11 protein-coding genes are annotated in these 13,185 nt (G+C 69.2%); 8 read left to right on the top strand and 3 right to left on the bottom strand.

Annotated elements, in window-relative coordinates; all coding sequences use genetic code 11:
- Positions 1-86 precede the first annotated feature (86 nt).
- Positions 87-884, top strand: coding sequence for a class II glutamine amidotransferase (locus AC07OY_RS16655; protein WP_495043724.1), 798 nt, complete (start codon positions 87-89; stop codon positions 882-884).
- A gap of 148 nt (positions 885-1,032) precedes the next feature.
- Here AC07OY_RS16655 and pgm read toward each other — a convergent pair whose 3' ends face one another.
- The 3 genes from pgm to garD form a co-directional block, all read right to left on the bottom strand.
- A complete protein-coding gene (gene pgm, locus AC07OY_RS16650) occupies positions 1,033-2,691 on the bottom strand; it encodes a phosphoglucomutase (alpha-D-glucose-1,6-bisphosphate-dependent) (RefSeq protein ID WP_495043723.1) in 1,659 nt (552 codons plus the stop codon).
- Positions 2,692-2,774: 83 nt separating this feature from the next.
- Positions 2,775-3,872, bottom strand: a complete 1,098-nt coding sequence (locus AC07OY_RS16645; RefSeq protein ID WP_495043722.1) for a hypothetical protein — start codon at positions 3,870-3,872, stop codon at positions 2,775-2,777.
- 20 nt (positions 3,873-3,892) lie between these two features.
- Entirely contained in the window at positions 3,893-5,482 is a 1,590-nt protein-coding gene (garD, locus tag AC07OY_RS16640; RefSeq protein WP_495043721.1) for a galactarate dehydratase, read from the bottom strand.
- Positions 5,483-5,599: 117 nt separating this feature from the next.
- Here garD and AC07OY_RS16635 point away from each other — a divergent pair, with 117 nt between their 5' ends.
- The 7 genes from AC07OY_RS16635 to AC07OY_RS16605 all read left to right on the top strand — a co-directional run bounded on the left by AC07OY_RS16635 (position 5,600) and on the right by AC07OY_RS16605 (position 13,135).
- Complete coding sequence (locus AC07OY_RS16635; RefSeq protein WP_495043720.1) at positions 5,600-6,325, top strand: FadR/GntR family transcriptional regulator; 726 nt, start codon at positions 5,600-5,602, stop codon at positions 6,323-6,325.
- A 112-nt stretch (positions 6,326-6,437) separates the two neighbouring features.
- Positions 6,438-7,349, top strand: coding sequence for a 5-dehydro-4-deoxyglucarate dehydratase (gene kdgD / locus AC07OY_RS16630; RefSeq protein WP_495043719.1), 912 nt, complete (start codon positions 6,438-6,440; stop codon positions 7,347-7,349).
- Between the two features lie 38 nt (positions 7,350-7,387).
- Positions 7,388-8,350 (top strand): Bug family tripartite tricarboxylate transporter substrate binding protein, encoded by a 963-nt coding sequence (locus tag AC07OY_RS16625; protein WP_495044068.1) that lies wholly within the window; start codon positions 7,388-7,390, stop codon positions 8,348-8,350.
- A 4-nt stretch (positions 8,351-8,354) separates the two neighbouring features.
- Positions 8,355-9,683, top strand: coding sequence for a glucarate dehydratase (gene gudD / locus AC07OY_RS16620; RefSeq protein WP_495043718.1), 1,329 nt, complete (start codon positions 8,355-8,357; stop codon positions 9,681-9,683).
- A 43-nt stretch (positions 9,684-9,726) separates the two neighbouring features.
- Entirely contained in the window at positions 9,727-10,701 is a 975-nt protein-coding gene (locus AC07OY_RS16615) for a Bug family tripartite tricarboxylate transporter substrate binding protein (RefSeq protein WP_495043717.1), read from the top strand.
- Positions 10,702-10,738: 37 nt separating this feature from the next.
- Entirely contained in the window at positions 10,739-11,656 is a 918-nt protein-coding gene (locus tag AC07OY_RS16610) for a 2-hydroxyacid dehydrogenase (protein WP_495044067.1), read from the top strand.
- Positions 11,657-11,695: 39 nt separating this feature from the next.
- On the top strand, positions 11,696-13,135 hold the full coding sequence (locus tag AC07OY_RS16605; RefSeq protein WP_495043716.1) for an aldehyde dehydrogenase family protein: 1,440 nt from the start codon (positions 11,696-11,698) through the stop codon (positions 13,133-13,135).
- Positions 13,136-13,185: the final 50 nt, after the last annotated feature.

Raw genomic sequence — 13,185 nt, 5'->3', positions numbered from 1 at the left:
CTGACAAAAGCTTTGTTGGGCTTTTTGTCATCCCCCGTCAGACTCGCGGCGTTGCAACCAGCACCGACAGCTTCCGCCCCCGTCCGATGTGTGAGCTTTTCGCCCTCAACAGCCGCCAACCCGCCGCCGCCACCTTCTCCCTGAGCGGCTTTGCCGCCCGCGGCGGCCGCACCGCAGACCATGTCGATGGCTGGGGCGTGGCCTTCCACGACGGCGAGCGCTGCGAGGTCAGCGTCGAGGACAGCCCGGCCGCCGAGTCCGAGCTGGCGCGTCATCTGGGCCACCATCCGGTGCGCGCCCGCAACATCCTGGCCCACATCCGCAAGGCCACCCAGGGCGCCCGCTCGGTCGAGAACTGCCACCCCTTCCGCCGCGAATGGGCCGGCCGCACCTGGGTCTTCGCCCACAACGGCGACCTCAAGGACTTCCACCCCGAGCTGGACGGCAGCTTCACGCCCGCCGGCCAGACCGACAGCGAGCGCGCCTTCTGCTGGCTGATGCAGCGTCTGCAGCAGCGCTTCGGCGCCGAACTGCCCGCCTGGCCCGAACTGGCCGCCACGCTGACGCCCTGGATCCATGAAATCGCCGAGCACGGCCGCTTCAACCTGCTGCTGACCGACGGCCGCGCCATGCTGGCCCATGCCTCGACCAAGCTGCACTGGCTGCAGCGCCGCCCGCCCTTCGGCCATGTGTCGCTGCGCGATGGCGACCTCAGCGTCGACCTCGCCACCGTCAACAACCCGGCCGACCGCATGGCCCTGGTGTCCACCGAGCCCTTGACCCATGAGGCCTGGGCAGCGTTTGCGCCTGGCGAAGTGCGCGTGTTCCAGGACGGCGACTGCGTGTTTCTGAGCGAAGGCGTTGCCGAACTAGCCGCCGCCTGATCTGGAACCCCTCGCCCGCTCTTGCCCCGCTGCACGCGGGCAAGAGCGGTCGGTCCCCCGAGGGGACGGCGATGCTTGCGGCGTCGAGCCGCAAGCACATCGCCCTAGCGGGCCGGCTGGGGAGCGGCCCGGCGCTCGGCCCGGAAGATCAATCACCCAAAGCGCGATCCACCAGGGTTCGGGCCTCCTGCAGCAGCCGCTGCAGATGCGCCTCGTCGCGCCAGCTCTCGGCGTAGACCTTGTAGATGTCCTCGGTGCCCGAGGGCCGCGCGGCAAACCAGCCGCCGGCCGTGACTACCTTGACACCGCCGATCGGCGCGCCATTGCCCGGAGCGCGGGTCAACACGTCCGTGACTTCGTCGCCCGCGATCGTCTTCGCTGTCACCGCATCGGCCGTCATGGACGCCAAGCGCTGCTTCTGCTCCCGCGTCGCCGGACCGTCGACGCGATCTGCAAACGGTTTGCCGAGGCTCTCGGTCAGCACTTCGTAGCCGATGCCCGGATCTCGGCCGGTGCGCGCCGTGATCTCGGCGGCCAGCAACGCGGCGGTGATGCCGTCCTTGTCCGTCGTCCAGACACGGCCATCGCGGCGCAGGAAGGAGGCCCCGGCGCTCTCCTCGCAGCCCAGGCCCAGGCTGCCGTCGAGCAGCCCCGGCGAGAACCACTTGAAGCCGACCGGCGCATCGAACAGGCGCCGGCCCAAGCGCTGGGCGACGCGGTCGATCAGCGCCGTCGTGACAACGGTCTTGCCGATGGCGGCATCGGCCCGCCAACCCGGGCGGTGGCGGAGCAGATAGTCCGCCGCGACGCTGAGGTAATGGTTGGCGGGCATCAGCCCGGCGCTGCGCGTGACGATGCCGTGGCGGTCATGGTCGGTGTCGCAGGCGAAGGCGATGTCGAAACGGTCGCGCAGCTGCGTCAGGCGCTGCATGGCCCAGGGCGAGGACGGGTCCATGCGGATCTGGCCATCATGGTCCAGCGTCATGAAGGCGAAGCGCGGGTCCACCACGTCGTTGACGACGGTCAGCGGCAGGCGGTAGCGCTCGGCGATGGCGGGCCAGTAGTCCACGCCCGCGCCGCCCAGCGGGTCCACGCCCAGGCGCAGGCCCGCGGCATGGATGACATCGACGTCGACGACCTGGGGCAAGGCCGCCACGTACTGAGCGCGGTAGTCGTGCACATGGCAGCTCGAGGAAGAGCGCGCATGCCCCGCGTCCTTGCGCAGCACGCCCTTCAAGCCCTGCAGCAGATAGGCATTGGCCGCCTTCTGGATGGCGGCCGTGACGTCGCCATCCGCCGGGCCGCCGTGCGTCGGGTTGTACTTGAAGCCGCCATCGCGCGGCGGGTTGTGCGAAGGCGTGACGACGATGCCGTCGGCACGCGCCCAGGGTTCGCGGCCGAGGTTGTATTCGAGGATGGCGAGAGACACTGCCGGCGTCGGAGTGAACTGACCCGCTGGCGCCAGCATCACCTCCACGCCATTGGCGATCAGCACCTCCAAGGCGCTCAGCGTCGCGGGCTCCGACAGGGCATGCGTGTCGGCGCCGAGAAAGAGCGGGCCCGCAATGCCCTGCTGCCGGCGGTGGTCGCAGATGGCTTGGGTGATGGCCAGCACATGCCATTCATTGAAGGAGCCGTCCAGCGCAGAGCCGCGATGCCCCGATGTGCCGAAGCTGACCTGCTGCTCGGCGCAGGACGGGTCGGGCTGACGCGAGAAATAGGCCTCGTGCAAGGCCTCGACGTCGATGAGGGCATCGGGCGGCGCGGCTTGGCCGGCGAGCGGATGGCGTCTTTCTTCTGTACTCATGCCCTGATGCTGCCCACCCGGCCGCGGCCATGGTGCCGGACTGCTACGTCCAGGTTTGCAGGCGATGGCCTACATCGCCCGGGTCAGCGGCCGGGGCGCTTCTTCGTGAGCCGCTCGATGCCCGACTTGGCCAGGTCCAGCGTTCGCCTGGCGGCGTCCTCGACCTGATCGGGCGCCGGCAGCTTGTCCTGGGCCCAGGAAGCCGCCTTCTGCACCGTCTGCTGGACCTGGGTCGCGGCCGTGCTCGTCGCGGCCTGCAACTGCTCGGGCGTGGGCAGGCGTTCGCGGGTCCAGTCAGCGGCTTCCTTGGCCTTGCTCGCCACGCTGCCGGCCGCTGCCTGCAGTTCCTGCGGCGAAGGCAGGCGCTCACGCGTCCAGCCGGCAGCCTCCTTGGCCGTGCTGCCCAGCTGCTCGGCGGCCTTGCCCGCTCCCGACTTGGCCGTGGCCCAGGCCTGGGTGAGCGGGCCGTCCGGCTCCTGCAGCAACAAGCTCAGGCTGGCGGCCAGCGCCGCTTCCTCGGCTTGCGAAAGCGGCCCCCCGGCCTCCAGCAGGCGGCGCAGGAACTCGCCCAGGTCGGTGGCGATGGCCTTGTGGTTGCAGTCGGGATTGGCATGCAGGAAGGCCGACAGCTCGGCTGACATTTCCTCAACCGATCCCTGCATGACGCCCGGCTCGATGCGGGCGATGGCCTGCGTGACGAAGCCGGCGTCCAGGCCCCAGTCGTCCACCAGATGCTGCACCAGCGCGGCGCGTTCGGCAGTCTCGATCTGCCCATCCACGGCAGCCAGCCGCAGCGCCAGCGGGGCGATGAGGTCGAACAGGGCCAGGCCCAGCGTGTCCAGCGGCGTGTTCAGGAACTTGGGGATCTCGATGACCTTGTCGCCCTTGGTGTCGCCCATCCAGCGATAGAAGCCGTAGCAGGCGCCGCCCGAGGCCAGCGCGGCGACGGCCACCCAACCAACCGGTGTGGCGGCCGCGCCCAGGCCGAGTGCTGCCGCCTTCGCCAGCGCCGCGCCACCACCGGCAGCGCCCAGCACGTCCCAGATCTCGCGCGTGCGGTTGATCATGCGCAGCGACTTGTAGGCGTTCTCGCCGATGGCCAGCTTGGCCTTGAAGCGCAGGGGTTCGGCGACGACTCGCGTGACGCCGGCCAGGACGGATCCAGGTTCGGTGGTGCTCATGGCACCCGAGCATAGAGGGATCAGGTGACAGGCGCCGGATTGAACAGCACCAGGCTGTTGTGCAGCTTCCAGTGCTCGGCCCAGGTCTTCTTGCGGCCGCTGGCGACGTCAAGCAGCAGCTGGAACATGGCCCAGCCGGTCTCCTCGATCGTCGCCTCGCCGTCGGCGATCCTGCCGGCATTGACGTCCATCAGGTCGTGCCAGCGCCGTGCCAGGTCGCTGCGCGTGGCGACCTTGACGACCGGGCACTCGGCCAGGCCATAGGGCGTGCCGCGGCCGGTGGTGAAGATATGCAGATTCATGCCCGCGGCCAGTTGCAGCGTGCCGCAGATGAAGTCGCTGGCCGGTGTGGCGGCATAGACCAGGCCGCGCTGGTCGCGCCTGAGCTTGTCGCCGGGCGACAGCACATGCGAGATGGCCGAACTGCCGCTCTTGATGATGGAGCCCATGGCTTTCTCGGCGATGTTGCTCAGGCCACCGGCCTTGTTGCCGGGCGTGGTGTTGGCCGAACGGTCGACGCGGCCGCGGTCCAGGTAGCGGTCATACCAGCCCAGCTCGCGGATGATGGCCTCGGCCACTTCGGGCGTGGCGGCGCGGCTGGTGAGTTGCTCGACGGCATCGCGCACCTCGGTGTTCTCGCTGAACATGATGGTGGCGCCGGCACGCACCAGCAGATCGGCGCAGAAGCCCACGGCCGGGTTGGCGGTCACGCCGGAGAAGGCATCGCTGCCGCCGCATTGCACGCCGACGACCAACTCGCTGGCCGGCACGGTTTCACGCTTGCGGGCGTTCAGGCGCTCCAGATGCGGCTTGGCGGTCTGCAGGATGCCGTCGAGCATGGACATGAAGCCCACATGGGCGTCGTCCTGCAGGCAGACCGTCTCGGGGCCGGCGTCCGCACCGCGCTCGTCGGTGATGGGGAAACTGCCAGGCGGCAGCAGCCGCGCCGGTTGCAGCTTCTCGCAACCCAGGCTGACCACCATGACCTCGCCGCCGAAATTGGGATTCAGCGAGATGTTCTTCAGCGTGCGAATGGGGATGACGGCGTCCGGCGCATCGATGGCCACGCCGCAGCCATAGCTGTGCTCCAGGCCGATGACGTCGTCGACGTTCGGATACTGCGGCAGCAGTTCGGCCTTGATGCGCGCCACCGCCTGGGCGACGACGCCGGCCACGCACTGCACCGTCGTCGTGATGGCCAGGATGTTGCGCGTACCGACCGAGCCGTCGGCGTTGCGGTAGCCCTCGAAGGTGTAGCCCGCGAGCGGCTCGGCCAGCGGCGGCTTGACGGTGGCGATGGGCAGGCCTTCGAGCGCACGGGCCGACGGCATCTGCAGCAGGCGCTCGTGCACCCAGCTGCCAGCGGGAATCGCCTTGAGCGCATAGCCGATCGGCACGCCGTAGCGCAGCACCACCTCGCCCTCGGCGATGTCGCGCAACGCGACCTTGTGGCCCTGCGGCAGCTTGTCCCGCAGCACGAGGCCGGCGCCGGGCACGCCTTCCGGCAGCCGCGTGCCTTCGGGCAGGCCACCGTCGTTGGCGACGATGGCGACGTTGTCTTCGTCGCGCATGCGCAGGGTCAGGGGCGGGCGGGGGGAAACGACATTCATATCGGGCGGCGCAATGGCTAAAGTGCGATCAGGTCTTGTTGTACGTCGTCTAGTTGTCGTACAACTTGCTCAACTTTAGACGCCCTCTTCGCTTCAAAACTCCGGGAAAACCCGCGAATGCACGCTCCTGTCACCCGCCGCCGGCCCCGCACGCTGGCCCATGAACTGGTCGAATCGCTCGGGGACCGCATCCGTGCCGGCCAGTTGCAGGCCGGGGACAAGCTGCCCACCGAGGCGGCCATCATGGGCGAGTTCGAGGTCAGCCGCACGGTGGTGCGCGAGGCCATCTCCAAGCTGCAGGCGGCCGGCCTGGTCGAGACCCGCCATGGCATCGGCACCTTTGTCATCGGCCCGGGCGACGGTCCCTCCTTCAAGATCACGCCGGAGCAGTTCAGCACGCTGCAGGACGTCATCGCCGTGCTGGAACTGCGCATCGGCCTGGAGACCGAGGCCGCCGGCCTGGCCGCCCAACGTCGCAGCGAAGCCAATCTTGTCGCCTTGCGCAGGGCGCTGGATGCGGTGATTGCCGCGGTGGAGGCTGGCCAGGACTCGGTGGCGGCCGACTTCCAGTTCCACCTTGAAATCGCCCGTGCGACGCAGAACGGCCATTTCGCCGACCTGATGTCGACGCTGGGTGCGCAGATCATCCCGCGCGCCCGGTTGGAGCCGGCCGTGGAGATGAGCGCCGAGCGCCAGGCCTATATGCGCCGGGTCAATACCGAGCACGAGAACATCCTGGACGCCATCGCCAGCCAGGACGCCGAGTCCGCACGGGCGGCCATGCGCACCCACCTCAGCAACAGCCGCGAACGCCGCCGCCGGGCGCAAGCAGAAGCCGGCTGAGCCCCGCGTAAAGAAGCGCAGATTGCGGGTTATCCCTAGGATTCTCGGATTTGAATGAAGTTGTACGATGACCTACAACTACCTCATCCCACACCGAACGGAGACCCCGCCCATGTCGCCCCAAGAACTCAAAGCCGTTCTCGAAGCCGGCCTGCTGTCCTTCCCACTGACCGATTTCGACGCGCAGCTGAACTTCGCGCCCAAGGCCTATGCCGACCGCCTGGAGTGGCTGCAGCCCTACGGTGCGTCGGCGCTGTTCGCGGCCGGCGGCACGGGCGAGTTCTTCTCGCTGGAGCCGGGCGAGTACACCAACATCATCAAGGTCGCGCTGGACACCTGCCGCGGCCGCACGCCCATCCTGGCCGGCGCCGGTGGCGGCACCCGCGTCGCCATCCAGTACGCGCAGGAGGCCGAGCGCCTGGGTGCCCAAGGCGTCCTGCTGCTGCCCCACTACCTGACCGAAGCCAGCCAGGAGGGCCTGATCGCCCACGTCGAGGCCGTCTGCAAGAGCGTCAAGTTCGGCGTCGTCGTCTACAACCGCGGCGCCTGCAAGCTGACGCCGGCTTCCCTGCAGGTGCTGGCCGATCGCTGCCCCAACCTGATCGGCTTCAAGGACGGCCTGGGCGACATCGAGAAGTTCGTGTCCATCCGCCAGACCCTGGGCGACCGCTTCGCCTACCTGGGCGGCCTGCCGACGGCCGAGCTGTTCGCCGGCGCCTACAAGGCCATGGGCTGCCCGGTCTACTCCTCCGCCGTCTTCAACTTCATCCCCAAGACGGCGATGGAGTTCTACAACGCCCACGCGGCAGGCGACACGGCCACCTGCGACCGCCTGGTGCGGGACTTCTTCATCCCCTACGTGGCCCTGCGCAACAAGGGCGAAGGCTATGCCGTGTCCATCGTGAAGGCCGGCGCCACGCTGGTGGGCCATACGGCCGGCCCGGTGCGCCCGCCGCTGTCCGACATGCTGCCCACCGAGGTCGACCAGCTCGGCGCGTTGATCTCCAAGCTCGGCCCGCAATAAGCCTTCTCTCGAACGACAACACCGGAGACAAAACGATGATGAAGAAACTGCTGACCGCGCTGCTCATTGGCGCCGCCGCCACCGTGGCGAACGCCCAGCCCTGGCCCGCCAAGCCCGTGACCCTGCTGGTGCCCTTCCCGCCCGGCGGCTCCACAGACGCCATCGCCCGCCTGCTGGGCAACAAGCTGCAGGAGGGCATTGCCGGCAGCAGCTTCGTCATCGACAACCGCGGCGGCGCCGGCGGCACCATCGGCACGGCCGCCGTCAAGCGCGCGCCGGCCGATGGCTACACCGTCCTCGTCTCGTCGCTCGGCCCCCTGGTCATCGGCCCGCATCTGATGAAGAACCTGCCCTACGAGCCGACCAAGGACCTGGACTACATCACCGTCGCCGTGCAGGCGCCCAATGTGCTGGTCGTGCCGGCCGCCTCGCCGCACAAGAGCATGGCCGAGGTGCTGGCCTTCCTGAAGGCCAATCCCGCCAAGATGAGCTTCGGCACCTCGGGCAACGGCTCCAGCGACCACATCACTGCCGAGCTGTTCTGGCTGCAGACCGGCACCTCCGGCCTGCACATCCCCTACAAGGGCGGCGGCCCGGTGATGACCGATCTGCTGGGCAACCAGGTCGATTCCAGCTTCATGAACATCAACACCGCCCTGCCGCAGATCAAGGCCGGCAAGCTGCGCGCGCTGAGCATCACGAGCGCCCAGCGTTCGCCGGTGCTGCCCGACGTGCCGACCTTGGACGAGCTGGGCATCAAGGGCGTGCAGGTCTATTCCTGGCAAGGCGTGGCCGCACCCAAGGGCCTGCCAGCCGACATCAAGGCCAAGCTGCACGCCGGCATCGTCAAGGCGCTGAATGCACCCGATGTGAAGCCGAAGCTGCTGGAGCAGGGCTTCGAGGTCGTGGCCAACACGCCCGAGCAGTTCACGGCCTTCCAGGCCAGCGAGTTCGCACGCTGGAAAAAGCTCATCGAGGACCGAAAGATCACTGCGGACTGACTTCATGAACTCCACGCCAGTCATCAAAGAGCTGCGCGTCGTGCCCGTCGCCGGGCGCGACAGCATGCTGCTCAATCTCAGCGGCGCGCACGCGCCCTTCTTCACCCGCAACATCCTCATCCTCACCGACAGCGCCGGCCGCACCGGCGTCGGCGAGGTGCCGGGCGGCGAGAAGATCCGCCAGACGCTGGAAGACGCGCGCAGTCTCGTCGTCGGCCAGCCCATCGGCGCCTACAAGGGCCTGCTGCAGACCGTGCAGAAGACCTTCGCCGACCGTGACGCGGGCGGCCGCGGCCTGCAGACCTTCGACCTGCGCACGACCATCCACGCCGTCACGGCCGTCGAGTCGGCGCTGCTGGACCTGCTGGGCCAGCATCTGGAGGTACCGGTCTGCGCCCTGCTCGGCGAAGGCCAGCAGCGCAGCCACGTGCCCATGCTGGGCTATCTGTTCTACGTCGGCGACCGCGGCAAGACCGACCTGCCCTACGACAGCCAGCCCGACGCCGCCGACCCCTGGCTGCGCCTGCGCCATGAAGAGGCCCTGACGCCCGAAGCCATCGTCAAGCTGGCCGAGGCCGCCCAGGCCCGCTACGGCTTCCAGGACTTCAAGCTCAAGGGCGGCGTGCTGCGCGGCGAGGACGAAGTCGAGGCCGTCAAGGCCCTGAAGGCGCGCTTTCCGCAGGCCCGCATCACGCTGGACCCCAACGGCGGCTGGCTGCTGCAGGACGCGATCCGCCTTATGCGCGACATGCACGGCGTGCTGGCCTATGCCGAGGACCCTTGCGGCGCCGAGGGCGGCTTCTCGGGCCGCGAGGTGATGGCCGAGTTCCGCCGCGCCACCGGCCTGCCCACGGCCACCAACATGGTCGCCACCGACTGGCGCCAGATGGTGCATTCGCTGTCGCTGCAATCGGTGGACATCCCGCTGGCCGACCCGCACTTCTGGACCATGGCGGGCGCCGTTCGCGTGGGCCAGACCTGCCGCGACTTCGGCCTGACCTGGGGCTCGCATTCCAACAACCACTTCGACGTCTCGCTGGCCATGTTCACCCATGCCGCCGCCGCCGTTCCAGGCCGCGTCACCGCGATCGACACGCACTGGATCTGGCAGGACGGCCAGCAGCTGAGCACCAACCCGCTGCAGATCGTCGGCGGCGAGGTGGCCGTGCCCACCTCGCCGGGCCTGGGCGTGACGCTGGACATGCAGGCCGTCGAGGCCGCGCACCAGCTCTACCTGCAGCATGGCCTGGGGAGCCGCGACGACGCGATCGCGATGCAATACCTGGTGCCGAACTGGACCTTCAACAACAAGCAGCCCTGCATGGTGCGCTGACATGGCGCCGGCCCCGCGGCCAGTGCCTCACGGAGACATCCCCATGATCAAGCTTCCCCGCCTCGGCCTGGCGCTGCTGGCCAGTCTGACCTTGTCCGGCATCGCCGCCGCCGCGCCGGCGCCTGCGGCCTGGCCCACCCTGCCCATCCGGCTGGTCGTGCCCTACCCGCCGGGCGGCTCGTCGGACATCATCGCCCGCGCCATCAGCACCCAGCTCGGCGCGGCGCTGAAGCAGACCGTCATCGTCGACAACCGCCCGGGCGCCAGCGGCAACATGGGCGCGGACGCGGTCGCCAAGTCCAGCGACGGCCACACCCTGCTGCTGTGCGACGTCGGCGCGCTGGCCATCGCTCCCTCGGTCTACACCAAGCTGCCCTTCGATCCGACCAAGGACCTGCGCGGCGTGACCATGCTGGCCTACTCGCCCCATCTGCTGGTGGTCCATCCCGGCATCCCAGCCAACAACCTGAGCGAGCTGGTGGCACTCTCGAAGACCCGGCCGCTGAACTTCGCCGTCACGGCGCTGGGCAGCGCGCCCCACCTGGCCGGCGTCGCTGTCGAGCAGGGCAGCGGCGCAAAGTGGACCTACATCCCCTACAAGGGCGGCTCGCAGTCGGTGGCCGACACCATGGCCGGCCAGACCGACCTCACGATGAACGGCATGCTGGCCACGCTGCCCCATGTGCAATCCGGCAAGCTCAAGGTGCTGGCCGTGTCCAAGGGCACGCGCGTGCCGCTGCTGGCCAATGTGCCCACCGTGGCCGAGCAAGGCCTCAAGGGCTTCGAGTCCGGCACCTGGCAGGGCGTGCTGGCACCGGCCAGCATGCCGCCGGCCGTGCTCGCCAGGCTCAACGCCGTGCTGACCGAGATCATCCGCTCGCCCGAGGTGCGCGAGCGCCTGGTCTCGCAGGGCGCCGAGGTGCGCACCATGACGACGGCTGAGTTCGCCAGCTTCTTCGACACCGAGCGCAAGCGCTGGGCCCAGGTCGTCGCCAAGGGCGGCGTCAAGCTGGATTGACGTGACCGCACCTCGCCTGCTGCTGGTCGGCAACCTGATGCCGTCCCTGACCGACGCGCTGGCCGAGTCCTGGTCGGTGCAGCGCCTGGCCGATGCGGCCGACCCTGGCGCCTTTCTGGCCGCGCATGGCGGTGAGTTCGAAGTCGTCGTGACCTCGGCCGCCGTGGGCCTCAGCGAGGCCCAGCTGGCGGCGCTGCCGCGGCTCAGGATCATCTCCAGCTTCGGCGTCGGCCTGGACAAGCTGCCCCTGGCCGCCGCCCACGTGCGCGGCATCGCGGTGGGCTACACGCCCGACGTGCTGAACGACTGCGTGGCCGACACCGCCTTCGCGCTGATGCTGGACGTCGCACGTCGCACCACCGAGGCGGACCGCTTCGTGCGCGCCGGCCATTGGGCGCGCGGCGGCCAGAACAGCTTCGGCCTGTCGCGCAAGGTCAGCGGCGCCCGGCTGGGCGTGCTGGGCATGGGCCGCATCGGTCAGGCCATCGCGCGCCGTGCCACCGGCTTCGAGATGGAGGTGCGCTATCACACGCGCCGCGCGGTAGCCGGCCTGCCCTGGGCCCACGAGCCCTCGCTGACCGCCCTGGCCCGCTGGTGCGACTACCTGATCGTCATCACCGCCGGCGGCCCGGCCACACGCCATCTGGTGAACGCCGAGGTGCTGGGCGCGTTAGGCCCGCGCGGCTTCCTGGTCAATGTGGCGCGCGGCTCGGTGGTCGACGAGGCGGCCCTGGTTGAGGCCCTGCAGCAGCGGCGCATCGCCGGCGCCGGCCTGGACATGTTTGCCGACGAGCCGCGTGTGCCCGAGGCCTTGTTCGCACTCGACAATGTCGTGCTGCTGCCCCATATCGCCAGTGCCACCGAGGAAACCCGCCAGGCCATGGCACAGCGCGTGCTGGACAACCTGGCTGCCTTCCAGGCCGGCCGCCCGCTGGTCTCAGCTGCGACGGCCTGAGCCCGCACCACCCCTTTTTCCTTCATCGCGGAGTACCCCATGAAACCCAACTACATCGCCGGCGCCTGGACCGAAGGCCCCAACGCCAGCCGCAACATCAATCCCTCCGACACCCGCGACCTGATCGGCGAATACGCCCAGGCCGACGCGGCGCAGGCCGAGCTGGCCATCACGGCCGCCACCGCCGCCTTCCCGGCCTGGAGCCTGTCCACGCCGCAGCAGCGCTTCGACATCCTGGACGCCGTCGGCACCGAGATCCTGGCCCGCCGCGCCGAGCTGGGCGATCTGCTGGCCCGCGAGGAAGGCAAGACCCTGCCCGAGGCCATCGGCGAAGTCGTGCGCGCCGGCAACATCTTCAAGTTCTTTGCTGGCGAGGCGCTGCGCCCGGGCGGCGAGAGCTTGCCTTCGGTGCGCCCCGGCGTCGGCGTGGAAGTGACGCGCGAAGCCATCGGTGTCGTCGGCCTCATCACGCCGTGGAACTTCCCCATCGCGATTCCCGCCTGGAAGATCGCGCCGGCCCTGGCCTGGGGCAATTGCGTCGTTTTCAAACCGGCCGACCTGGTGCCCGGATCGGCCTGGGCCCTGGCCGAGATCCTGTCGCGCTCAGGTCTGCCGGCCGGCGTGTTCAACCTCGTCATGGGCCGCGGCTCGGTCGTTGGCGAGAAGCTGCTGAACGACCCGCGCGTGGCCGCCATCAGCTTCACCGGCTCGGTCGGCACCGGCCAGAAGGTGGCTGCCGCCTGTGTCTCGCGCATGGCCAAGTTCCAGCTCGAGATGGGCGGCAAGAACCCCATGATCGTGCTGGACGATGCCGACCTGAACGTGGCCGTCGGCGCCGCCGTCAACAGCGGCTTCTTCTCCACCGGCCAGCGCTGCACGGCCTCCTCGCGCCTCATCGTCACCGACGGCATCCACGACCGCTTCGTCGCCGCCGTCATCGAGAAGATGAAGGCGCTGAAGATCGACGACGCCCGCAAGGCCGGCACCGACATCGGCCCCGTCGTCGACGCCAGCCAGCTCAGCCAGGACGTGGCCTATATCGGCATCGCCCAGAGCGAGGGCGGCCGCCTGGCCCATGGCGGCGAGCGCATCGAGCACAACGTCGACGGCCAGCCCGGCTTCTACCTGACGCCGGCCCTGATCACCGACACGACGGCCGAGATGCGCATCAACCGCGAGGAGGTCTTCGGCCCCGTCGTCAGCGTCATCCGCGCCCGCGACTACGAGCATGCGCTGGCCCTGTCCAACGACACGCCTTTCGGCCTTTCGGCCGGCATTGCGACCACCTCGCTGAAGCACGCCACCCACTTCAAGCGCCATTCCCAGGCCGGCATGGTGATGGTCAACCTGCCGACGGCGGGCGTCGACTATCACGTGCCCTTCGGCGGCCGCAAGGGCAGCAGCTACGGCCCGCGCGAGCAGGGCCGCCACGCCGCCGAGTTCTACACGACCGTGAAGACGGCTTACACCCAAGCCTGATCCCACTCCCTTTGGCACGACCGCCCAGCAAGAGGCGGAGCCGCTGCATT

This window comes from Roseateles sp. GW821-FHT09H10 (genome assembly GCF_059415865.1).
The sequence above is the reverse complement of the archived record's forward strand: the minus strand, read 5'-3'. Positions and strand labels throughout refer to the sequence as shown.